24 protein-coding genes are annotated in these 23,894 nt (G+C 43.2%); 5 read left to right on the top strand and 19 right to left on the bottom strand.

The genetic code is table 11. The annotated features are described in order from the left end of the window. Positions 1-50: 50 nt before the first annotated feature. Entirely contained in the window at positions 51-716 is a 666-nt protein-coding gene (gene fsa / locus C170_RS19820) for a fructose-6-phosphate aldolase (RefSeq protein ID WP_036613461.1), read from the bottom strand. A gap of 36 nt (positions 717-752) precedes the next feature. Continuing rightward, positions 753-2,276 carry a glucose-6-phosphate dehydrogenase gene (gene zwf / locus C170_RS19815; RefSeq protein WP_036613459.1) on the bottom strand — a complete coding sequence of 508 codons (1,524 nt, stop codon included), beginning with the start codon at positions 2,274-2,276 and terminating at the stop codon, positions 753-755. Between the two features lie 112 nt (positions 2,277-2,388). On the opposite strand from zwf, the gene C170_RS19810 reads away from it, so the two are divergent. Continuing rightward, positions 2,389-3,273: a LysR family transcriptional regulator gene (locus tag C170_RS19810; protein ID WP_036613457.1), complete on the top strand. Its 885-nt coding sequence runs from the start codon at positions 2,389-2,391 to the stop codon at positions 3,271-3,273. Between the two features lie 98 nt (positions 3,274-3,371). On the opposite strand, the gene C170_RS19805 is transcribed toward C170_RS19810, so the two are convergent. The 7 genes from C170_RS19805 to C170_RS19775 all read right to left on the bottom strand — a co-directional run bounded on the left by C170_RS19805 (position 3,372) and on the right by C170_RS19775 (position 11,512). Further along, the gene (locus C170_RS19805) at positions 3,372-5,387 is read right to left on the bottom strand and encodes a chemotaxis protein CheA (RefSeq protein WP_036613454.1); all 2,016 of its coding nucleotides are present in this window, start codon (positions 5,385-5,387) and stop codon (positions 3,372-3,374) included. Positions 5,388-5,401: 14 nt separating this feature from the next. Continuing rightward, complete coding sequence (locus C170_RS19800) at positions 5,402-5,827, bottom strand: chemotaxis protein CheW (protein WP_017687852.1); 426 nt, start codon at positions 5,825-5,827, stop codon at positions 5,402-5,404. A gap of 24 nt (positions 5,828-5,851) precedes the next feature. Further along, entirely contained in the window at positions 5,852-7,441 is a 1,590-nt protein-coding gene (locus C170_RS19795) for a methyl-accepting chemotaxis protein (protein WP_036613449.1), read from the bottom strand. A 549-nt stretch (positions 7,442-7,990) separates the two neighbouring features. Beyond that, on the bottom strand, positions 7,991-8,671 hold the full coding sequence (locus C170_RS19790) for a hypothetical protein (protein ID WP_036613446.1): 681 nt from the start codon (positions 8,669-8,671) through the stop codon (positions 7,991-7,993). Between the two features lie 207 nt (positions 8,672-8,878). Then, positions 8,879-9,475: a cupin domain-containing protein gene (locus C170_RS19785; RefSeq protein WP_036613444.1), complete on the bottom strand. Its 597-nt coding sequence runs from the start codon at positions 9,473-9,475 to the stop codon at positions 8,879-8,881. A gap of 138 nt (positions 9,476-9,613) precedes the next feature. Next, positions 9,614-10,570: an aldo/keto reductase gene (locus C170_RS19780; RefSeq protein ID WP_036613441.1), complete on the bottom strand. Its 957-nt coding sequence runs from the start codon at positions 10,568-10,570 to the stop codon at positions 9,614-9,616. A 135-nt stretch (positions 10,571-10,705) separates the two neighbouring features. Next, entirely contained in the window at positions 10,706-11,512 is an 807-nt protein-coding gene (locus C170_RS19775) for a helix-turn-helix transcriptional regulator (protein WP_235200807.1), read from the bottom strand. 161 nt (positions 11,513-11,673) lie between these two features. Here C170_RS19775 and C170_RS19770 point away from each other — a divergent pair, with 161 nt between their 5' ends. Beyond that, positions 11,674-13,212, top strand: coding sequence for a hypothetical protein (locus C170_RS19770; RefSeq protein WP_036613438.1), 1,539 nt, complete (start codon positions 11,674-11,676; stop codon positions 13,210-13,212). A gap of 138 nt (positions 13,213-13,350) precedes the next feature. On the opposite strand, the gene C170_RS19765 is transcribed toward C170_RS19770, so the two are convergent. Further along, positions 13,351-14,913, bottom strand: coding sequence for an FAD-dependent monooxygenase (locus C170_RS19765; protein ID WP_036613436.1), 1,563 nt, complete (start codon positions 14,911-14,913; stop codon positions 13,351-13,353). A gap of 113 nt (positions 14,914-15,026) precedes the next feature. Between C170_RS19765 and C170_RS30495 the strand changes: the two genes are divergently transcribed. Both C170_RS30495 and C170_RS30190 read left to right on the top strand, forming a co-directional pair. Continuing rightward, positions 15,027-15,203, top strand: coding sequence for a TetR/AcrR family transcriptional regulator (locus C170_RS30495; RefSeq protein WP_081745997.1), 177 nt, complete (start codon positions 15,027-15,029; stop codon positions 15,201-15,203). A gap of 51 nt (positions 15,204-15,254) precedes the next feature. Further along, on the top strand, positions 15,255-15,665 hold the full coding sequence (locus C170_RS30190; protein ID WP_051447309.1) for a TetR/AcrR family transcriptional regulator C-terminal domain-containing protein: 411 nt from the start codon (positions 15,255-15,257) through the stop codon (positions 15,663-15,665). A 184-nt stretch (positions 15,666-15,849) separates the two neighbouring features. On the opposite strand, the gene C170_RS31390 is transcribed toward C170_RS30190, so the two are convergent. From C170_RS31390 to C170_RS19725, 8 genes are all read right to left on the bottom strand, one after another. Then, positions 15,850-16,614, bottom strand: coding sequence for a glucoamylase family protein (locus C170_RS31390; protein WP_235200806.1), 765 nt, complete (start codon positions 16,612-16,614; stop codon positions 15,850-15,852). Positions 16,615-16,773: 159 nt separating this feature from the next. Continuing rightward, on the bottom strand, positions 16,774-17,202 hold the full coding sequence (locus C170_RS31385) for a DUF3131 domain-containing protein (RefSeq protein WP_235200805.1): 429 nt from the start codon (positions 17,200-17,202) through the stop codon (positions 16,774-16,776). Between the two features lie 290 nt (positions 17,203-17,492). Continuing rightward, entirely contained in the window at positions 17,493-17,996 is a 504-nt protein-coding gene (locus tag C170_RS19750) for a hypothetical protein (protein WP_036613433.1), read from the bottom strand. A gap of 73 nt (positions 17,997-18,069) precedes the next feature. After that, positions 18,070-18,441, bottom strand: coding sequence for a DUF3784 domain-containing protein (locus C170_RS19745; protein WP_036613430.1), 372 nt, complete (start codon positions 18,439-18,441; stop codon positions 18,070-18,072). Positions 18,442-18,528: 87 nt separating this feature from the next. Further along, positions 18,529-18,909: a hypothetical protein gene (locus tag C170_RS19740; protein ID WP_036613428.1), complete on the bottom strand. Its 381-nt coding sequence runs from the start codon at positions 18,907-18,909 to the stop codon at positions 18,529-18,531. An 18-nt stretch (positions 18,910-18,927) separates the two neighbouring features. Then, on the bottom strand, positions 18,928-19,671 hold the full coding sequence (locus tag C170_RS19735; RefSeq protein WP_155985104.1) for a hypothetical protein: 744 nt from the start codon (positions 19,669-19,671) through the stop codon (positions 18,928-18,930). Next, the gene (locus tag C170_RS19730) at positions 19,671-20,978 is read right to left on the bottom strand and encodes an SPFH domain-containing protein (RefSeq protein WP_036613422.1); all 1,308 of its coding nucleotides are present in this window, start codon (positions 20,976-20,978) and stop codon (positions 19,671-19,673) included. Before C170_RS19730 ends, C170_RS19735 begins: the two co-directional genes overlap by 1 nt. 284 nt (positions 20,979-21,262) lie before the next feature. Beyond that, on the bottom strand, positions 21,263-21,532 hold the full coding sequence (locus C170_RS19725; RefSeq protein WP_036613419.1) for a DUF6809 family protein: 270 nt from the start codon (positions 21,530-21,532) through the stop codon (positions 21,263-21,265). A gap of 253 nt (positions 21,533-21,785) precedes the next feature. Here C170_RS19725 and C170_RS19720 point away from each other — a divergent pair, with 253 nt between their 5' ends. Further along, on the top strand, positions 21,786-22,766 hold the full coding sequence (locus C170_RS19720; RefSeq protein WP_051447308.1) for a serine hydrolase domain-containing protein: 981 nt from the start codon (positions 21,786-21,788) through the stop codon (positions 22,764-22,766). 84 nt (positions 22,767-22,850) lie between these two features. Here C170_RS19720 and C170_RS19715 read toward each other — a convergent pair whose 3' ends face one another. Further along, the gene (locus C170_RS19715; protein ID WP_036613416.1) at positions 22,851-23,873 is read right to left on the bottom strand and encodes a serine hydrolase domain-containing protein; all 1,023 of its coding nucleotides are present in this window, start codon (positions 23,871-23,873) and stop codon (positions 22,851-22,853) included. Between the last annotated feature and the right edge of the window lie 21 nt (positions 23,874-23,894).

The raw sequence follows: 23,894 nt of genomic DNA, 5'->3' as shown, positions 1-23,894 counted from the left end.
CAATACTCCATTATTTATATAGTAAGTTGAAACGAATGAATGGTTATAGATTATTGTACTGTTTTTTTCCAGTCCGCTGCAAATTTGTCCATACCTTGATCTGTCAGTGGGTGTTTGGAGATTTGTTCAATGACGGAGAATGGAACAGTAGCGATATGCGCTCCCGCCATTGCTACACGTGTAACGTGATCGGGATGTCTTACAGAAGCCGCAATAATCTGTGCATCCAGGTTATGTGTACGGAACAATTCAGCAATTTTGGTAACCAATTGTACGCCATCCTCGGAGATATCATCAAGACGTCCCAGGAATGGGGATACATATGTCGCACCAGCACGAGCAGCCAGAAGCGCCTGGTTCACAGTGAAGATCAACGTTACGTTGGTTTTCACGCCTTTTTTGGTCAAGTAACGGCAAGCTTCAAGTCCTGCAAGTGTCATTGGCAATTTGATCGTAATGTTTTTGTCACTGTTGTTAATTTTGATCAATTCGTCTGCTTGCGCGATCATTTCTTCAGCAGTAAGGGCATCTGGTGTCACTTCCGCAGAAACGGACTCCACTTCAGGTACCAAACGCAAGATTTCTTCAATACGATCTTCGAATTTCACGCCCTCTTTGGCTACCAAAGATGGGTTTGTTGTTACGCCAGACAATACGCCGATTTTGTATGCTTTTTGGATATCTTCCACGTTAGCTGTATCGATAAAAAATTTCATGATTAAATTACCTCCAGATATATTTTTTATTTTGGTTTAGAGATTCGCATTAACCGCCAAGGGTATGCTATTTGTAACTACAGACTCCTGATCCGCCGGCTCATCAAACCACCAGTGGTGACCTTCTTCTTCAAGCATAACATCTGATTCAACCGGTCCATAGCTACCCGCAGGATACAGGTGAAGTGGCAACAGATTTTCCTGGAATGCATCCAGAATTGGCTGCACCCATGCCCATGACAATTCTACTTCATCCCAGTGGGCAAAGAAGGTTGGATCACCCAGCAAAGCATCACGAATCAGATTCTCGTAAGCTTCCGCAAGGTCACCTTTGTCCGGAGAAAGATCAATATGAACCGGTTTGAATTCACCTTTATTCTCAGGATCACTTGCATTCAGTTGCAATGTCATGCTCTGATCCGGACTCATCTCAATGACAAGCAGGTTTGGCTTGGAACCCTTGTTTTTCAGCACATTAGTCTGTCCTGAAGGTTCTTTGAATTCAATCACGATACGTGTTGATTTCTCCTTCATTCTTTTACCCGTGCGAATGTAAAACGGAACACCACGCCAGAAGAAATCATCAATTTGCAATTTGGCAGCAATGAATGTGTCATTCATCGTATTCTCGGCTACACCCGGTTCAGCAGTATACGCATTTACCGGTTTACCTTGAATGTTGCCTTCTGCATACTGTCCACGGATGATGTTTGCGCCCACAGTTTGTTTTTGTAACGGCTGGATCGATTCCATAATGTGTTTTTTCTTCAATCCAACTTTTTCGGAAGTACTGTTGTATGGAAGCTGGATCGCCATCATCATGAGCAATTGCAACATATGATTCTGGAACATGTCTCGCACTGCACCAACATGATCATAATAGGATGCACGTTCTTCGACACCTACAGTCTCATTCGCCGTAATTTGCACATTGGAGATGTAACGGTTGTTCCATAACGCCTTCATGATTGGGTTACTCTGATGCAACGTCTCCAGACGCTGTACCATCGGTTTGCCCAAATAGTGGTCAATCCGATAAATCTCTTCCTCCGTGAACGATTCGCTTAATTTGCGATTAAGGTCTCTCGCAGACTGTAGATCGTGACCAAATGGCTTCTCGATAACGAGGCGTTTCCATCCCTCTGTGGAACCCAGTCCACTTTCTTGAATGTTCTCGGCAATCGGTTCGAAAAATTCCGGACCAACCGAGAGATAAAACAAGCGATTGGACGGAATGCCAAGTTCAGCTTCTCTTTGTTCAACTAATCCCAACAGCTTTATATAATCTTCCTTATGGCTTATATTCAATACACTGTAGCGGAAAGCTTTCACAAATGACTTCACAACTTCAGGATCAGCTTGGCGTCTGGAAAATTCATTTAATGATTTTTCCACTTGTGCCTGAAAGAATTCATCAGACCAATCTCTACGCCCCAGACCAATCAATGAGAAGGTTTCAGGAAGCTTCTGCTCAAGATATAAGTTATATAAGGCAGGATATATTTTTCTTTTGGCTAAATCGCCAGTTGCACCAAATAAAACAATGGTAGTTGGTTCCATCTTACCGTTCTCCTTCCAAGTAACTCTGGTTTCTTTGTTGTAGTTACACTATAATACGTTTTATAGCCATACAAGTAATTAATATATTTCACAGGAGCTATAGACCACATCTATGACTACAAATTACGAACTATATAAAGTCTTTTATTGGGCCGCCAAAACGGGAAGTTTGACACAGGCTGCGAAAGCACTGTATATCACTCAACCCAGCGTCAGTCATGCCATTAAGCAATTGGAAGAGAGCTTTGGTCTTACCTTGTTTTATCGAAATTCCAAGGGTGTAGCGCTGACACAGGAAGGTGCCAGTCTATACTCCTATATTGAACAATCCCAGATTCTGATCTCACTTGCAGAAGAAAAAATGGCCGCACTGAAGAATCTCGACAATGGTGAATTGAGAATTGGTGGCAGTGACTCCCTGTTCAAGCATTACATGCTGGCGTATCTAGAGGAATTCCACACCTTGTACCCTAATATCAAGCTACATCTGAGTCATGGAACTACGCCGGAAGTCATCACCTTTCTGAAAGAAGGCAAGATTGATCTTGGTGTTGTTCGGATGCCCATTGTTGATCCACAGCTAGAAGTCAGGGAAAGTATTCAGTTGAAGGACTGTTTTGTAGCTGGGGAACGTTATGCTCAGTTGAAGGGTAAAATCATGACACTTGAGATGCTTCTGGAGCATCAACTGATCCTCTTCTCCCGGAACAGCCGTGTTCGGATGGCTATAACTGAGTTGTTTAACAGCTATAATTACACGTTAAAACCTGAGATTGAGGTTGGTAGTGTTGATCTGTTGATTGAGTTTGCGCGTCGAGGACTGGGTATTTCCTATGTCACACGTGAATTTATCTCCAAAGAGCTGGAGGAAGGCTCTCTCTTCGAAATTCAGCTTGATGTCCCGCTCCCCCCTTCCCATGTGGGGATTATGACCAAACGCAATATGCCGATCTCTCTGGCAGCCAACCGGTTTATGGATCTCATTTTCAAATCCTGAGTGGTCACAATGTCAAAAGGTTCAACAAATAGCCCCACCGTCCAGTTATGGATGATGAGGCTTTTTGGCCTGTATAAAAATTTGTGTTTATCTAACGATTAAATACTCACCAGATAGGACGCGTCCAATATAAGGGCAACCTTACCATTACCGAGGATCGTTGCTCCAGATAGATGGTTCATCGCTCCCAGATACGTACCGAGTGTCTTAATAACGACTTCCTGATTTCCTATAATCTCATCTACTGCGTAAGCTGCAATTTTATCAACGGAACGCACGATCACCAGTGGAATGGTCTTGGATTTGCGGTCTGTTCGTGGATAGTTGAGCCTGTCACACAGTCGGTGAAAAGGTACAATTCGTCCATGATTCAGGATCGCTTGTTGCCCCTGGATCATCTGAATATCTTCAGGTGAAATTCGAACAATCTCAGCAACATTATACATCGGCAAGATCAGCACACGACCCGATACTTTGACTAACAGACCTTTAATAATCGCCAGTGTGAGCGGTAGACGAATCGTAAACGTGGTACCCACACCAACCTCCGTATCAATATCAATGATACCGTTGAGTCGCCCGATCTGACTACGCACGATGTCCATTCCAACACCGCGTCCTGATACTTCACTGACAGAAGAAGCCGTCGAGAAGCCAGGTTCAAATATGAGGTGGACAGCTTCCTGTGTTGTTAGGCGTGCAGCCTGTTCCTCACTAATGATGCCCTTGCCCAAGGCGGAAGCTTTAATCTTCTCACCATCGATACCTTTGCCATCATCCGAATAACGAATGACAACATGATTTTCTTCATGAAACGAAGTTAAGGTAATACGTCCTTTGGACGGCTTACCGTTCTCCGCCCGAACCTCTGCACTTTCAATGCCATGATCTGCACTGTTGCGGATGAGATGGATCAGCGGGTCACTGAGTTCTTCAATAATCATCCGGTCAAGCTCAGTCTCTCCACCTTGAATAACCAGTTCCAGATCCTTACCCAGCTTCTGTGATAGGTCACGAACCAATCTCGGGAAGCGACTGAATAGTTGATCAATGGGTAACATCCGTGTCTTCATTACACCTTCTTGGAGTTCCTTGATTACCCTGCCCATATGATCGGATACACCACTAATACTCCGGATGAGTGTTGAAGACTCCTTACGCGCACCCGATCCACTCAGATCTGCAAGGGATGTCTGATCAATTAACAGTTCACCGACCAAATTCATCAAATGGTCCAGACGTTCAACACTCACACGAACTGTAGGTTGAGCAGCTTTCACTTTCTCATCCGGCCCAGTTGTATTCACGGTAGGAAAGCTTTGTTTCGTTTGCTCTGTTTCAGAGATTAATTCAAGTGGTGCAGAAGTCGCTGCAACCTCATTGGATTCCAGCAGATATGGATCAATCTCCAGCATATGAATATCCGAATCTGAAGACAGCTCTGCCTTAAGCTGCTGTGGGTCCTTCGACGTTGCTACGATGATGATGAACTGACCATAATGATCATCTTCATTCTGCGCGCCCGGTTGACTCTCCATGAGCGAAGTAGCGACAACCGTACCACAGATGTCCTCAATGCGTTGTCGTAAAATATGATATCTGGCCGCTTTCATCATGCTCTTCTGCTCCAGCACAACATGAATGGACAATAACTGCTTCCCTGACACAATAGCTACCTGTGCCATAATCGATTCTGCTGGTTGCAATTGAGGTATTATAAGTTTTCCGACTACTGCCGGAGTCTGAATTAAATCCTTTATTTCTCTTACTACTGCTCGAAAATCTGCATAAGCTTCCCCACGGATGTACTGATCACGAAGCACCTTCATGGCGTCCAAAGAGCGGAACAACGTATCAATTAGCTCCGAAGTCATCTCCGGTTTTTTCTCCCGGACCCATTCAAGAGCATACTCCACTTCATGCGTAAGGTCGCTTAATTCACGGAAATCCATAGTGGATGCCGATCCCTTGATGGTATGGGCTGCCCGAAACAGCGTCTGAACCAGTTCTACAGAAGGCGAAAGCTCCAATGCCAATAAAGACTGATCCATACGTTCCAGTTGATCATTCAGTTCTTCGATAAAGATGTCACGGTAGGCAGACAAATCCATCATTCGTATATACCTCCCTAACCGCCCAATATTTCGTCCAGTTTCAAAATGCCCACAAGCTTGTCTTCCTGTTGACCCACACCATGGAATAAACCTTCACGGTTACGACCATATCCGCCGGTTGGCGGATGTATTTCGGAATATGTGGTTACCTTGTTCACGCGATCCACGATCAAGCCAATATATTCTTCCTGATGTCGAACTACGATAATACGCGTCGCTCTGGTGTCCGGTTCATCCGGCATACCCAGCAGATTACGAAGGCTCATTACACATACAACCTTGCCGCGCAGATTAACTACCCCTTTGATCTCTGGACGGCTAAATGGAATATCTGTGATGCTAAGCATTTTAATAATTTCGTGAATTTCTTCGATTCGAATGGCGCAAGTCTCTGCACCTACAGACAGTTCAATATATTGTTCCTTCTGAAGTGAAGACATCAATTCACCCTCAATTCAATTTTATTAATTTGTTTTGAAGGCAGCTGCCGAATTTGCCAGCTCTTCCGCCAGACGTGCCAGAGATTGGCATGTTGCCGCCGTCTCTTCAGACGCTGCAGCGGATTCCTCACTGGAAGCCGAAATGGATTCAACAGAGCTCATCACCTCTGCGGCTTGGGCTGCTTCCTCTTCACATGCTGCAGCAATTTCGTTTACTTTCTGTGAGGAGTTATTGACCATGTCAATGATCTGATCAAACGCCTGTCCAGTCATGGAAGACTGCCCAACACTGGCTGCTACAGCCTGTACACTTTGTCTCGTATTTTCCTGCATTGCTTTGATGATGGCTGTAATTTCTTTGGTCGCCTCGCCACTTCGTTCGGCAAGCTTCCGGACTTCATCTGCTACTACGGCGAATCCTCGTCCTTGTTCTCCGGCACGTGCCGCTTCAATTGCAGCATTCAGCGCTAGCAGATTGGTCTGCTCAGCAATATCGTCAATCACTTCAATGATGTCACCGATTTTACGAGAATCATCTTCAAGCTTGGTCATTTTTGTATTAACAGCTTGCATACCTTCCAATGAAGTCTGTACAACAAGTCCACCTTCACGAGCAGTCTTCACCGTATCGTTGGACAGTTCAGCCGCTTCTTCCGCACTTGCAGCGACGGAGTTAATGGCAAGTGAAAGCTCCTTGAACAATTCGGAGATATTTCCCGCCTCACTGGATTGGCTTGTGCTGGTGCTCGCAATTTCCTGTGTGCTGGCTGAGATCTGTTCCGAAGAAGCAGCAACACTTTGGGAGTTCATCACGATATTGTTAATTAACTCTTTCAGATTATCGACCATCCGATTCAGTGCCGCGGCTAGTTGACCCACTTCATCTTTGCTGGATATGTCTGACTTAAGGGTGAGATTTCCGTTGGCAACTTCCGTAGCTAGACCCAGCATAGCCATGAGCGGCTTCGAAATGGAGCGAGAGATGATATATCCAATGAGAATACTGAAGAGTACAGACAGAACCACAAGAATTATCGTTACTTTAAATGCTTGTGAATAGGCAACCTGAGATTGTATATTCGCCTGTTCAGCCATACTTTCATTAAGGTCGATCAAATTGGTAAGGAGTTCTACAATCCTGTCTCCTTGTGGTTTAAGCTCAGATTTAAGGAAGGTATTAAAGGCACTTTGATCATCTGCGACAGCCAGATTAGTTGCTCGTTCAAACATTGTTAAATATCCTGGATATTCCGCATCAAAATTACGGAGTAACTCTATTTCTTCAGGGGTTGTTGCAAGCGGACGATAGATGGTCAGGCGATCATTCACACTCTGACGGATCGAAGCGATGTTCTCCGTGATCCGAGTTTTTTCGGTTTCAACGGTTTCGAAGCTCAAATCACGCACGTTCACACGCATTCTTTGATAATCAATCTGAGCAGATGATAATTCTTTGACAGAGATTAGATTGTTGTTATACATCTCTTGCATTCGTTCATTCGTACTTCTCAATGTTACTACAGAGTAGACGCCAAGCGCCGCAAGGATTATCGACACAACTAAAAACGCTGAGATAATCTTTGTTGCTGTTTTCAAATTTCCAAACCACTTCATGTAATCTCCTCCTAGGCATCGTAGTGTCCAGTTATGTATATAACGCTTGGTAAACCCTTCTCTAGGTCGCGCTCCAGACAACTTACGATCTATTTCGACATAAATATATTAAAACTGAATAGGAGATTTTTATTTCTATAAATTTGCACTATTATGAATTTTTATTTCAGATATAAAGAATCTTCTTTTTAATATAAATTATACTTTTTACCTATTAAATTGTTTTTTTAATTTACATATATACGTATAATCAACATTCTGCATTGACTTACACATACATCTCCATACAAAATTTCATGTGACATGATCTTCTTTTATTTATACAAGAAGTTATATAGTTCTTACGTCTAACAAATATCATTTTCCACAAAAAAAATTATGTATTTTTTCTGTACACACTCAACATTTCAAGACCTAAGTCTAATAAATGATTACTTATACTGAGTCCTTTTTCCCATAAAAAAAAACCAAACCCGAATCAACAAAGTTTGGTTCTGAAGCGAAAAAATACACTTTAAATTAACATAAAACCTGTTTAAAACCAATTATTTATGTGTTATATAGCTGCTCCAGTTCCATTAGGCGGTCCTTAATCCTGTGCGGAATAATTCCAAACAGATTATCCCACGTCATGAACATCTCCGGTTTTAGTAAATATTCTTCGAACTCCATGGTAGGTACAAACGCTTTGGTCTGCAGATAACGCTCTACCTGATCATCGATCTGTTCATTTGTTTCAAAATAATCTTGAAACAACTCATTTACAAGTAGCCCATCACATCCAGCTTCGGCACCTGCTGCACTATACAGGTTTGGCAATAACTCAAATACAACCGGAAGTGGTGAGAAAGCATGTTTGCCAGGCTGTGAGTACAGACATACATGATGTCCAACCACATTGACCCGTTCCTTCAATAATCCGCGCAGCACCTTCCCATGAAAGCTGGCTTCACAGTCTACTACCTCTCCGTCATGACCCACATAAACCCATACATGCTCCATTTCATACAAATGTCCAATCTCATAATCCCACCAGATTGCATATTCAATTACATATTGTACTACCTCGGTCGGAAACTTAATGTCCCTTCTGAACGATGGTGAAGGCCCAGATTGATGCAACACAGAAATGCCAACAAAATCAGGATAAAAGGGTTCGGCTCTGTCAAACATCAAAATAGGTGCATAACTCATTGCAGTTTCAAGCGTTCTCATTTCTGACATGTTCATTCATGAGTCCTCCGTTTTTGTTGGATGTTCATACTATACTAACAGAGAACGTAACCCACTGACTCAGGCATTTTGAATTTTTTTCTAATATAATACCAACCCCTCCATGGACTTCATACGATTATTACATCGACACATCAAAAAGCCTGCAACTGATATTCTCCAGTTACAGGCTGTGTACTTTGATAATAAATAAGGAATCTTGAATTAAGATTTCAGCTTATTGGATGGTGACACGGACGTCTTGGAAGGTGAAGTCGATTGATCAGAAACCTGTGTATCACACCCTATTGGAGGGCCCAGAATCGCATCATTTTTAATGGAAGCAACAGCTCTCGCATATGCCTCTTCATCCAAACAGTACGCGCGGTGAGCCACCTCCGGCGGTGTAGCTGCCAAGAAATCCGCTCCAAATACAATATCAGGCGTTGGTTGATCGAAGATAGTTAATACATATACATCATCTGTCTCAGCGACAAACCAGTGAAACCAGCCTTTCGGAAATACCACTACCTGCCCTGGTTTCAGACGATATGTCAATCGCTCACGCGTAAACGGATTGAAGACTGATGCTGTAATTTCACCGGTGATGACCACAACCATCTCCGTGACATTGGTGTGCCAGTGCGGCTGCACAATGATTCCTTTGCTTAAGTATACGTTGAAGAATCCATTCGCAATGGTCGGCAGCTGTTCTCCAAACAACTGGGTTACATAGTTGCGTGAATCCCTCTGATAATTGACAACCGCATTGGAATCGGCTGCCAGCGGAACATTCGGGGCTTGTAAAATCGGATTCATCATACGATCATTTCTCCTCCTTGGGCATACATCTCATTGTTGTACTGTATGCCGGAGAATAGAAAGATAATACCGTTGACACATGTTATATATTGTTTTTAATCCTGAACTTTAGGTTTCTTAGAATCTTGTTTAAACAAACTAGACTTGACCAGGGAATCTGCCTCCGGCTGCAATGCCTTGGGGTGATATGTGATCTATCTGGTTCATCTCATCATCCGTAAGCGAAACCTGTAGCGCCCCTAAGTTCTCGTGAACTCTTTCCAGATTGCGAGTCCCCGGGATCGGAACGATATGTTCTCCCTTTCCAAGCAACCAAGCCAGAGCAAGTTGAGAGACCGTACACCCTTTTTGCTTAGCCATCTCTTGGATCAATCCAACAACCTCCAGATTTTTCTGAAAGTTCTCACCTTGGAAACGCGGATAGTGACGACGATAATCATCTTCCGGCAGATCGTCTATAGAACGGATCTGACCTGTCAGGAAGCCCCGCCCCAAAGGGCTGTATGGAACCAAGCCAATGTTCAATTCATGCAGGACAGGCATAATCTCATCCTCAAGCTCTCGACTCCATAATGAATATTCGGTCTGCAATGCTGTAATCGGATGAACAGCATGTGCACGCCGAATGATCTCCACTGGCGCTTCGGACAAACCAATATATCGAATCTTCCCCTGTTGAACCAGATCGGCAAGTGTGCCTACCGTCTCTTCAATGGGTGTATTCGGATCAGGACGATGTTGATAATACAGATCGATATAATCCATTCCCAGGTTGTAGAGACTCGCATCTACTGATTTTTTGATGTAGGCTGGATCTCCTTTGGGGCCCTGCGTGTGTGTTATACCAAATTTGGTGGCAACGATTGCTTTGGATCTTCGACCTTGAAGCGCGCGTCCAAGCAGTTTTTCATTCCCACCAAATCGCTGTTTTTCATACTCTCCGTACAGATCCGCCGTATCAAACATGGTGACTCCTGCATCCAGCGCACCCTGAATGGTATGTACAGATTCGTCATTATCCGGCATCATCATCACACCCAGGCCGAGCGCAGATATTCGTAATTTATCATTTCCCAGTGTTCTTGTTTTGAGCATGAGGCTCCCTCTTTTCATCTTGAAATAGAAACGTTAACTAGATACGTATGAACTTGAGTTCATTCTATTTCACTTCCGAGACCCCAACCACACTCTGTTTATGCTAGTAAAGAAATTACCAGTTTGATTAACTTTCTATATGGCAACAGGAACGTAAATACAACAATGAATGCCTGATTGGCTGTTCAGATTATTCATGGAAAAGATATCGTATGCATGCACAACGCCATCTGCCCGATCCGTCGTTTCAAGCAGGACACGATTGACTTGTTTGAATTCAACTTGGTGCAGGTTCCAGATCGTTCGGAAGTCTACACTTTCTTCACTCAATTGTTTCACGATTCTGCTGAATTCGGGGTCACTCGGATACTTGTCATAATACGTACGGAATACGGCTACCGAGTGCCGCGCGAATTCCTCCCAGTTGTGCATACGCTCCCTGAGCGCTGTATCCAGAAATAAAATCCGCATCATTAAACGCTCATTCACATTCATCAACGAGAAGTTGAAGAGGTTCGTGTCTGCAGCTTCATTCCAGGCAAGTACCTCAGAACGTTCATTGGTAATAAATGAAGGATGAGTCAACTGGCCAATAATGCTCTGCCACCCTGGCTCCAGTTGCGAATACGAAGCAAGGAATTCATGTTCCGTATTAGGGTCCCATAAGTCAAACAGATGACTCTTCTCTTCCAGGGTTAAACGGAGCGCATTCGCTATACTCTGCATCACTTCTCGTGAAGCCGCCAACTCTCTACCCTGTTCGAGCCACGTGTAATACGTTGCACTGACACCAGCCAATACTGCCACTTCTTCCCGCCGTAGACCGGGTGTTCTTCGCTGTCCATGAGATCCTGACAATCCAACTTGTTCCGGTTGAATGCGGCTCCTCCGTGATTTCAAAAACTCACCCAGTTTTTTGTTGCGGCTCATACTTGTATCCATAGACATCGTTCCTTTTTATAAAAGTATTCAAGCCTATTCGACTCTATCCAAAATGGTAGTCTCTGAATGACTTTGATATAATTCATCTATTATTAGTTCTACAGAATACTTGGTTTACAAGTAGCTTAGCATCGATTGATGCAGAACGAAAGGAGCATAACATGATCCCCAATGTTGGAGATGTGTACTGCGTGTACGTCGAAAAATCACAACAATATACAGCCTGCCAGGTAACTGGACTGAAAGAAACAGAGGGTAAAACTTCTGACACGCTTGCCTCCGTCCTTCAGTTGGATTGGACTGGTGATCAACTGCCTAATGAAATGCATCTTCATCAGATGAAACCACTGATCTGTAATTTCTATTTCTGGAATGACCGACTTGCCCATAGTTTCGTGAGTGCTAATGTTCCTTCACAGTATGTGCTTGCAGGCAACATCCCTCCTCTCTACACCGAGGAAACAAATACGTATGGCGGAGGCTGGCCGATCGGAGAAAGTCTCTATCTCCAGCGTGAATGGGAAGGTATCGATGCGATCCGAAGAGCGCAGTTCAAACAAGCTGCGGATGATGACGAAGAAGTGATGATTGGCGATCGTGTAATGCGGCGCAGTACGAGTACACTCCGCGATTTCAGCCCTACATCTTCTGAAGATGTAGCCGAACTCGCAAAGCTACCTTGTCTGACACATATTGAAATGGATGGATATACGGAATCAATCTTTCCATTTATAGAGGACAACCCGTTCATTAATGAACTTCATATCATACATCATGGTCAAACGATGCTCGATATCAGCAACAGTCACCTGACCAAACTTATTGTGGATGTTAGCGGGTTGAAGGAGTTAATTTTGAACACAAAGATGAAAAGTCTGAATTTCACAGGAGAGTTGTCTCCTGATCTGCGAATCTTGGCTTATGAAGACGGTAAATGCATCACTCTCAACGTTCCATCGGGCCTTCCACAGGTTACGGGTATCTCACGACTTGAAGGTCTGTATATCAGAGATATCACGGAGCTCCATCTGGAGCTACTTGTGCAGTATTATCCTGAGCTTTCAGAGTTACGATTGTGGGGTAAACCCGGCAATGTATCCCATATAGAGTCGATTCAGCATTTGGCAAATTTGCAGACCTTCACTACATATGACCTGTTCGGCTTCAATGGTGAAGAATTCCCTGATCCAGAGCAACTTCAGAAATTGGCTACGCTGTGGCTAACCAGCCTTCCTGCCGATGCAGCCAAATCAATCAAAACAAGATATAAAAAATCCGTTGCTGCCGGACTTGATATGGAAATCACCAAAGCACGCAAACCGGAATGGCTTGCGGAGAACCTGAACAATCCGTTTCGGGATTGGGATGGGCGGGACCACATCAAGGCAGCACACGCCAAAAAAGCAGCTCAATTGTACAAGCAGTGTTTGAAGAAAATACGTCAGTTAAGTCAAGATTTTAATAATCAGGAAGCTATGCACAAACAGCTCGTATCCATGGTTGAGAACTACACACAGACCTTCAACAAGATGGATGCCAAGACCGGCTTTATTGAAACTGTTGAGCGGGAAGAGATTTATGTTGTTCTAACGGAGTTGCTGGATCAATTACAGCAGCATTTGGAACTGCGTCAAGATGAATTGATTAAGGTTAATCACGAGGAATTATATGAGGTATTTGATCGTTTGAGGGATTTTTAGTTTACCAATAGACCGTTGTTTACGGAAAATGGGTCCTGTTATGAAAATGGCAGGACCCTTTTTTGCATGAATAGAATTTCTTGCACTCTATTTTCAATAAGACGACGTGATTCGGGCAGAGCCTTGGGTTGCTCGATTCTATGATAAGCCACACAAATTCAAGTAATTCAGGATCGATGCGGTATCATCAATCGAGGTGCGCAGGGCGATGTAACCGTCAGGACGAATCAATACAAGTTCTTTAATTGCGACATCGTAAATTCGATAAGCATTCCCTGCAGTGTCTATTATGCCTTCCGCCCCCTCCACCTTCGATGGAAGGATATAATGCAAATGGAGTGCATCGTTGGTGAAGTTCTTCAGAGAAGGATCGATGTAGCTTGCAAAAGCCAAAAGCGTCCAGTGTGGGCCGCACAAGAGGTCAAAGACACTTCCTGCAAACCCGGTGCCTTGTAGTCCAGTAGCATTAGGAGCACGATCTCCAGGAAGTAAACGGGTAGCATTTGTTCGAGCAGACGGACGGGTAAGCGAACTTGAACGATAGGAAATGAGAAGCCCGCTCGTCAGATCGTCGGATATGGTGCTCAAGGATTGGGACAACCCTCCGCCTTCAGTCGCCGTTCTTATAACGCCTCCCATCTTCTTAGTGCTGTCTTTGAGCACGGCCTGAGCCACTGGGCGGCGCTCCTCATCGTACGTGTCAAGTAATGCGGTGTCCGCTCCGCGTATGACAGCCGCCAGCTTCCAGCCGAGGTTGTATGCGTCCTGTATTCCCGTATTCATGCCTTGACCGCCGGCCGGCGAATGAACATGAGCAGCATCACCGGCAAGGAAAACCCGGTTGTTTCGGTAACATTCAACCATACGAACGTTGACCCGGTAGATGGACAACCAAGAAGCATCCGTAAGCCGAACACGTCCGGACCCGGCACGACGGTCAAACATGGCTTGATACACCTCTAGCGACGGTTGCTCTGGTTCATCAATGTCTGCCGGAATTGTAGCCTGCAGTTGCCAAATATCGGATTTTGGCAGCGGCGTCACCCCGATCATCCCCTCCGAAGAAGTCCAGATATGGATATGGTCACGATCTAACCCTTCCAATCGTACATCGCCAAGATACCATCGCTCATGATCATGTGTTTCCCCAACCAACGGTAAGTGTATAAATTTGCGGATATTGCTTTTGCCCCCGTCAGCGCCGACTACATAACGAGCACGAATTTGCTCTTCTCCTTGTGCTGTATTCACCGTTATCGATACACCATCCACATCCTGAACAAGCCCTACAGCTTCCATGCCCAACTCAACTTGACCGCCAAGCATTGCATATCGGTCGCGCAACGCTTTTTCCACATCAAATTGAGCAATCCAGACCGGATCACGATAGGGTGTCTCAAGTTCGGCGCTCGCTGCAACGGTAATAGTCGGCTTGTCCACACTTCTGCCATCTGCGGTATAATAACGAACAGGTAAGTCCACAACACCTGTATCAACAATGTAGTGAACGGCTTCCAAATCATCGATGACTTCAAGCGAGCGAGGCTGGATTCCTTTGGCGCGAGATGCAACGTTATACACGGTGCTTCGTTCAATAATACGATGGTTGACGTTTCGACGGGCAAGGTCGCAGGCAAGTGTAAGCCCTGTGGGTCCGGCCCCGACGATGAGAACATCAACAACAGACGGTATGGTATTCATGGATAAAAAACCTCCTTGAGCATTGATTTGTTACACTACACCGTACAGTGTAGTTTGTAAAGCAGGACTCTAATCCATTTCTTAAATATACATATAAGGGGGAAAACGTAAGAATGGATCATACGGAAAACAAGAAAATCCGCAAAGGCTCTTCAGACAAACGAGCTAAAATTATTGCGGCGGCACGAGATCTGTTTCTTTCAGACGGGTTTGATCGTTCCAGCGCCGATGCGGTCGCAACTAAAGCGGGAGTTTCCAAACGGACAGTTTATGATTATTATGGCGACTAACAGAACCTACTGCTTGCCGTTGTGGAAGAATCCAGTTCGGCGATTCTGGTCATGATTGAGCAAGGGATTTCAGACCACCTCTTGAAATTCGAAGATCTTGAGCAGGCGCTCATTTTATTTTGTGAACAAATCGTAGCTTCTGCAAACGGTTCGTCCGATTACAAGGCTTTGATCCGTCTGGTTATGGTGGAAGCTGCCAACCTGCCAGACTCGTTTTTTGATAGGCTGGATAACGCAACTGAAGAGGGGATTATCAGGAGGTTTACAGAGTTTGGACAAAACGGACTGCTTCATGTGATTGATCCTAAAATGGCTGCAAAGCACTTCGCTGCATTAACGTTTTTATTGGTATTCAATCAACCGGGAAAAATCGGGACATTAGATGAGGAACAAAATAAACATATCATCACTGAAGGCGTACGCGTCTTTCTTTGCGCTTATGCCCCACAACGTAAGTCTTAAAATCGCCATTGTAAATGCCTTGTCTTTTTCCGGATAAATTCAATAATCTAATCGATCTGCGACTTCATTATCAGTGGTAAACGCAAAAACGGAACGAAGCATGCTGATACCCTGCTTCGTTCCGTCCATCTTTTAATCTTCGTCCCATTTCGTTAGTGATCTTGCTCTAATCTAAAGCAGCCCTTCATTGAATGGAAAACACTTCTTTTTTCAATAATTCTTCTGGCGTCTGCCCTATCACATCACTGTGAAAATAATCGCGGATAACGCCATCTTGAAGATAGTTGGCGATCGACACCATAATCATCCCTTGATCCAGTGCCAGATAAGCTTTTGCAAGTTCTCCCGTTTCAACATTGACTGAGTCATAGAACCCATATTTGCCAAACATTTTGAAGTTCTTTAAAGCTTTAATGTTCTTTCGAACTGCTTCAGGGGCATAATCTAGAGCAAGGAATGTTGCGTGTGCTGTTACCGTTGCTCCATCTTTGTAACCTGAGGTACCTAACGGCGTTGCTGCAAACTCAGTGTAACCTGTCGGAGTGGCAGAAGGTGAGAAGCCCCATGCGGCATACCCTTTTTCTTTGGCATATTCGATTTGCAATTCGACATGACGCTGGTTGTTCAATCCCAAAGCTTGAGTACCCAGGTCTTTTTCCTTTATGACCATACCGGGCATAAGAGCTTCAAACATACTACCTCCCCAGCTTGGTACGAACTTTTTATCCTTGTATACATAACTTCCTTCAAACACATCCACTCCATCGTACTTAACGGATTTGCCTTGAGGAATCTGAGCTTGCCAATCCCATTCTTGAGGTAATGTGCGATACATCTTCCACCAATGATCTTGAGGAACGTCACCTTTCCCAATAGCAATATAGCTGCCTACACGTGGTTCCGTATAAAACATCCCATAATGGTGGTCCGTCAGCGCGCCTTTAGCCACATCATAACCGCCGCGGAATTGGCCGACTTCAGGATCATATAGCGGAGTATAATTCATATTTGTAACCAACTTGCTTGTTTCCCCATGAAGTTCTTCATAGGCTTGCCCAACAACAATTAAACCAGCGGATAACCAGCCATTATCGACTTGGGAAATAAATTACCCCCAATCTTTCTTCACCGAACCGTCATCTGTGTTATACCAGTTATAAAATAGGCCGTTCCACTTTTCTAACTTCTCGAGGGAATTTATTGTCGTTTGCAAGCGATGTACAGCTTCTTTCTTTGAAATAATGCCCAATTGTTGCGCTGAAACCGTACTCATCATATACATTGCGATGTTTGTGGGCGAGGTACGTTTAGCTTCTTCTATCCCGTTTTCAGTGTGCCGTACTTCATCGTAAGTCAAGCCAGTATTTTGATCCGTATAGTCCTCAAAAAACGTATAGGTCTTATATGCAACCGCTTTCAATTCTGCTCGAAATCCAATTAAATTGCTTGAGTCACCTGCTGAAGCCATAGGAGTTAAAGCTAGATTAGCTAACAAACAAAAAGTTAAAATGAAGCTGAATTGTTTTACTTTTTTCATGATTTTCTCCCTTCAAATGGATTCGAAACGTTTCGTGTATATGTTATCATAAATTTCCCATTTTCGTAAACAATAAAATAGAACGCTTACAAATACTGATTATTATGCGGTTTATTAATAAATGTAAATTCGAAACGTTTCATTAAAGGGACTACATTAAGGCAACTCACGTGGAATTATATGACGATTTGATCGTTAGGGGGTCTTTTAGAGATTCTAAATTGAGGAGATTAAAAGCCTGACTCCATAGGAATCAGGCTTAACCCTTCACGTATCTATTCTGAACCGTTCTAAGTTGCTACAACTGTTGTTCCGCAATACTCGCAGTCCGTTGATTGCTTAGGAAGCACTTTTGCCTTCGCCCCACACCCCGGGCAACTCACTGAAACAGGCCTTTGTGGCTCTTCAACTTTTTCATCGGCTTTCTCTTCAGTGTTTTCCTTATCTGAAAAATTGATCTCTGTATAGTTAATTGTATTATGACTACTGTAACTCACGGTGTTGCTATTGTAACTTGAATAAGTATGCGGATTCACATTTTCGCGATCAAGATGACCTCCATAGTCTCCCCCATAAAACTTTCGTTCAGGGACACGCTTTTTCTTAACACGTTTTTTCCTAAGCAATTTAATACCAAAAAACAAAAATAAAAATTCAATAATAATAACTCCAATTATGCCAAATAGATCCCACTTTTGTGATTGTCTGCATTGAAAAAAGCAATGGGTGTGCCAATTGCATACACCATAAAAATGAGCCCGAAAAACTTCCTCAATTTGATTCCTCCCAAACAAACTCTACGCCTAACCGACACACTACAAGTATCCGTCCGCTAAAACTGTTAAAGTCTATTTATGTTAGCTACGACTAAGAAATTCTCATTGTCGTTCCGCAATACTCACAATCCGCAGACAAAGTAGGATATACCTTTACCTTGGCTCCACACCCTGAACAATTCACGGCTACAGTTTCTTGAGGTGCCTCGTCATATTTCACACGATGCTGATCTTCCTGATCTTGCTTATCATTAGAATCATAATGCTGGTATGGATTAGTCTTAGAATGAGATTTAGGTCTACCACACATTTTAATGCCTGTAACAAGTACGATAACCCCAGGGATAAAAAGAATAATTGTACTGATAATGGCCGTTTCTGTTCCTTCGGATATTAATATTAAAGATAACAGGATCGTCACAGACGAAAGGATAATGAATAAAATGCCAAAAAATTTCTTCACCGCGTTTCCTCCTTAAAACATCACACTCTACCTAGCAGTGTATATTACAAGTATCCGTAAAAGAAGTCATTTAGTCCGCTACACGGTTTACGAGATTCTCATCGTTGTTCCGCAATATTCACAATCCGCAGACGAAGTAGGATATACCTTTACTCTAGCTCCACACCCTGAACATATTAAGGATAAAGGTTCTTGAGATTCCTCGACTTCTTCATACTCCTCGTGATAGTTACCTCCGTCATATTGCACATTACTACTAGAATCGTCATCATAATGTTGATCGGCTTTAAGTTGAAATTTAGGTCGACCACACATTTTAATTCCTATTACAAGCAAAACAATTCCACTAACAAAAAGTACAAATGCATTAATAATTGCCACATCAGTTCCCTCAGATAGTTCAAATAAAGAGAACATAATTGTTATACATGAAATTATAATAAATATAATCCCAATTTTCTTTTTCAAAGTTTCTCCTCCTGCAATTTATGATTTGCTTGTCATGATCTGTTGATTACGCTCTTTCAAACGGAACTTTAACTGAGATAGTTGCGAAGCAAAACGTTCACTATTTACCAATTCCCCTGCTTCGTACTGATTTGCAAGCTCACTGTTCATCAATTCAATATCTATCAAGATCTGGCGGTCATTTTTCTCAAGGGAATCCGGAGTGATTGGGTCACTATACTTTACAAGTTCAATTAATGACTGAACGGTTTTGCGCTCCTCTTCCACAGTTAGGACGGAATGTTGCACCATGGTATGAAGCAATTGCTGTAAGGCTTTTTCGATTAATTGTAAGTTTGCGATTTTTGTATGTTCATCTGTTTCATGACGGCGCGCACTCTGAATATAGATCATAATGATTCCGCACAAAATAATTGCGATCGCAATCGTTACCGTGTGTAACAATACGAACCAGCGAAGCGCATGATCTGCTGAACCTGTTAACAACGTGTAGATCATCACACAAATCAGATAAATAACCAATACTACACCTAACGCTGTGTAACCTGGAACAAACCGTTTAAACCGATCCATATTTTGCATAATGAACCGTGCGTAGATCCAAATAGCCGTAATCGCTACATAAGAAGCGACGAGATTCATCCAAAAAGAAAACGATAGTAGCGCATGATTAAATACCGTAAAAGAAACGATTGACGATACTAACATGCATATTAAATAGACGACATCCAAAATCAAGAGATTACTCCGTTTTACCATCACTATGCCTGTCCTCCTTCTTGCAGATTGTTTCCGCAATCGAGACAGAACTTCTGGCCGGGTTTTACTTCATGTTGGCAACGACTGCATTTCAAGCTTAAACCTGTGCCACAGTTGCCACAGAATTTTGTATGACCGGAATTCATATGGTTACAATTTGGGCATGGGCTAGGCATCGGTTGATGACATTGGATACATTCCAATGCGTTCTCCGCATTATCCGCCCCACATGAAGGACATGCATGGTATTTGTCACCACAGTTAGGACAGAATTTGGTTCCCTTTGGCAAGGCATGTCCACAATTGTTGCAATCTGTTGTTGCTACCGATTTTTCGGCTAATGAATTGCCACATTTGCTGCAAAAAGCGCTGTTCTCCTGATTCGGATGATGACACTGCTTACATATACTTACTGCAGGCGTTTCCTTCGTAGACATCACTTTAGACATCTGGGACATCTCGCCACTGAAAGAACCACCCAGACCAACCCCCATGCCCATACCAAGCCCTGCGCCCATGATGTCTGACTGCATGCTTCCTTCATTCTTCGCTGCACCTTCAAGCGTATCAAACGAACGTTCTTGCTGGTATGTGTACCCAATAATATCCATCTCGGCTTTGCGTGCCAAGGCTTCTCTTAATCGAATGACTGATGGGTCTTCTTCGGGCAGATTAACATTGTGAATATACAAATTGATTAACTCAATACCAAATTCTTCAAAAGTAGGAGCTATCGTATCTGCAAAATGTCGTGATATCTCGGCGATATATGCATTGATCTCCAAAACACTTACTTTTCTATGTATTAGATATGATGACAACATGGAGTTAATATTCATGATAATCAGCCCGCGGAAGTAATTAATCATATTAGCTTGGTTAAACTCAGGCAGTGTTCCCACAAGCTTGACCAAAAATTTTCGTGAATCCGAAATTTTAATTCCCATTTGTCCAAATGTTCTAACGGGAACAATAATATTATACTTGGGATCCTGGATCTGAATCGGATTCGCCGTTCCCCATTTAACGTCCAATGCGCTTACTTGATTGACATACCATACTTCTGCTGCAAAAGGTGACTTTCCTCCGAACGGAAGGTTAACGAGTCGGTTCAAGATTGGGATATTTGCAGTACTCAACGTATGCCTTCCGGGTCCAAACATATCAAGCGCTCTTCCATCCTTGAAAAGAATTGCTTGTTGAGATTGATTAACAATTAACTGAGTCCATGTTCCCAGTTCAGTCCCGGGATGTTTCCAAGCAAACACATCAGGTGAGCCATCATACTTAATTACGTCAATAATCGCCATGTTTAATTCCTCAATTCAGTATTAGATTACTATAATTTACTATAAAGTTTTTTTGCTAAATCACTGATTCTACACTATTTCCTAAATTTAATTATCTTTCATCTACTTGTTCCATGTTTAGGCATTGATATTCTACCATTTCTAACCTTAATACGCACTAACATAGTTCATGTTTCATATGATATTTTTCCTATATTGGCATGTTCATATTAGTAAAAACCTCTTCCATATGTTCATAGGAAAGAGGTTAACTATATAACCACATGTTGTGAAAAATCAAAATATTAGCTTGAGTATCCACTCCCGATCATTATCAACGTCCCAATTTTGAAACCACTCGCAAAAGCCTCTTTTGAATGTATAGAGTGAACTTGATCCATCATATCAAACAATACCTCGAGTTGTTTAAAGTCATCCTCCGAAAGCTTGCTCTGAAATTTTTCGATATAAGCTGTAATCTCCTTATTAATAGAACGATACTCCGAATCTTTAGGAACAATATTCTCCTCTGGTCTCAGGTTACCGTAATATAATTCTTCTATTATATTTCCCACATCACAGACCCCTTTCTCTTATACATGTCTGGTACTCTTCTCATGACAATTATATAAGATTGACAGACAATGCTGGGAATTTATGCGATATTCGCATGTGATTCTTATCGCTTTCATAGGATATCGCATTTTACATACTTGCTTTGACATAATAATGTAGCGCTTGTTGAGCCCTACCTCGGGAGTATGCTAAGATAATGGACACCTATTTCTACAAAATCCTATAACAAATCAACCGCACAGAAAGGACACTATGAATCCTTCATCACTGTTATCCAAATTACAACAGATCGTTCCGCAGCTGGATCTGCGAAGCTGCCTCGTCAGCGTACGCGGTGAGATTATGTACGAACACTACCGCAACCAAGAGGCTGCGACTGATATTGCAAAAATCAATTCATGTACCAAGAGTGTGCTGTCCGCACTCATCTGTATAGCGATGGATAAAGGCTTGTTGCCAGAGGCATCAACCCCAATTTCCACCTTTTTTCCACAGTTGACATCCGATCCTGATCCTCGTAAAGCAGCGATCACACTGGAACAACTGCTTACCATGACAGCCGGGTTCAACTGGGACGAGTTCGGCGGGCAGAATTCATTCCCTCGCATGACCCGCACCGATCATTGGGTAGATTTTGCGTTGGAACAACGCCTAAGTCATGAACCTGGTACATACATGGAATACAATTCAGGAGTATCACAGATCCTATCCGCCATTCTGATGCAAAATGCAGGTATGAACGTAGCCGAGTTCGCGGAACGCTATCTTTTTGGCCCGCTGGGAATTAAGGATTATGAATGGGAAAGTGACCCTCAAGGTGTACATACCGGCGGATTCGGTCTTAAAATGTTACCCGTAGATCTGCTAAAATTCGGTCAGCTGTTTCTACAGCAAGGGATGTGGGAGGGTAAGTCTCTCATTTCAAGTGATCTCGTTTCCCGTTCGACACAGCCTTTCATTACAGTCACTCCACCCAATCACGGCAGTTATGCTTGGCATTGGTGGGTGGATGTCTATCCGAACGGAAGGTCTGACTCCGAAAATATTGCTGCTGAAGACGACCAACCCAATCTCCATTATTATTACGCGCGAGGATTTGGTGGTCAGTATGTATATATTGTCCCAGAGCTCGAACTTGTTACGGTGTTAACCAATGACAAACGAAAGAAAGAGAAACCTCCGCTGGATGTTTTCCCTCGATTAATCGCCCCTGAGCTATGGAAAATGTTATAACCGCAGGCAGTCCTTCTATCCTGTTCGACCAATGAACCCCCAACCTTGTGGCCATAACCTGACCATAGGTTGAGGGTTTATTTGTCATGCCAAAGCTTCTTCGATAGCAATTGTTATTGGATAAGGACCAGACTCTTGATTAGAGACCACAACCAGTTGTAGATCATAGTCCGGATACACGGAAGACATGAACGACACCCCTGGATCAAACCCCATGACATGAAATTTGAAAATCGCTTCTCCCTTACGGTCAATCCAGATACCCTGCCCATAATACTCTTCATCCTCTTGATGAGCATGTGGAGTTAATAACTGCTGTGTCGCCTCTTCATTTAACAATTGGTGACCCAGCAAAGCACCCCAAAATCGAATCATATCCGGTGCCGTAACATAGGCTCCACCATCTGATCCACCTTTGACAGGAATAGAGAACATATTGGTGTTCCAAGAGCCATCTTCATGATCGATATACCCTAAAGCTGTGTTACGCGGGAGCTGATCTGTTACGAAATAACCGGAGTCCTTCATACCACACCTTTTGAAAATGTGCTCTTCCACATAATCTGTAAATGACAGTCCTGAATGTTGCTCCACGATAAGTCCCAGCACAATGAAACCCGCATTGTTGTAGTGAAAACGTTCACCCGGAGCAGACTTCATTGGCAGATGCTGAAACATGGGCAGAAAGTCACTTAAACGCCGCATCGCGTAGACGGGTCTGTCTTTCCACAATTCTGAAAAGTCATCCATCACTTCTTCATCGAAATAATCCGGAATGCCTGACGTGTGTGTTAACAACTGCTGGATGGTGATCCCTTTGTCCCACAGTGGAAACTCCACATCCAATACATCCGTAAGCTTGGAATCCGCAGACAATTTACCCGCTTCAATTAGTTGGCATATACTCACTGCCGTGAAAATCTTACATCCAGATGCAATTCCAAAGCGTGTATCCACCTGATTGGCAAGTTCTTCACTGCGATTTGCATAACCACGTTTCATATTCAAAAGGGTTTTCCCGGCTTGCTGGAGTAATACAACACCCGAAAAATTCACGCGTTCCATGACTTCTTCTACTTTTGTTGTCAGCTCTACTGGATTCAACATTTTGTTGTTCACCTACTTGTC

Source organism: Paenibacillus sp. FSL H7-689, from assembly GCF_000517905.1.
GTDB classification, from domain to species: Bacteria; Bacillota; Bacilli; order Paenibacillales; family Paenibacillaceae; genus Paenibacillus; species Paenibacillus amylolyticus.
This window is presented reverse-complemented; position numbering and strand designations above follow the sequence as displayed.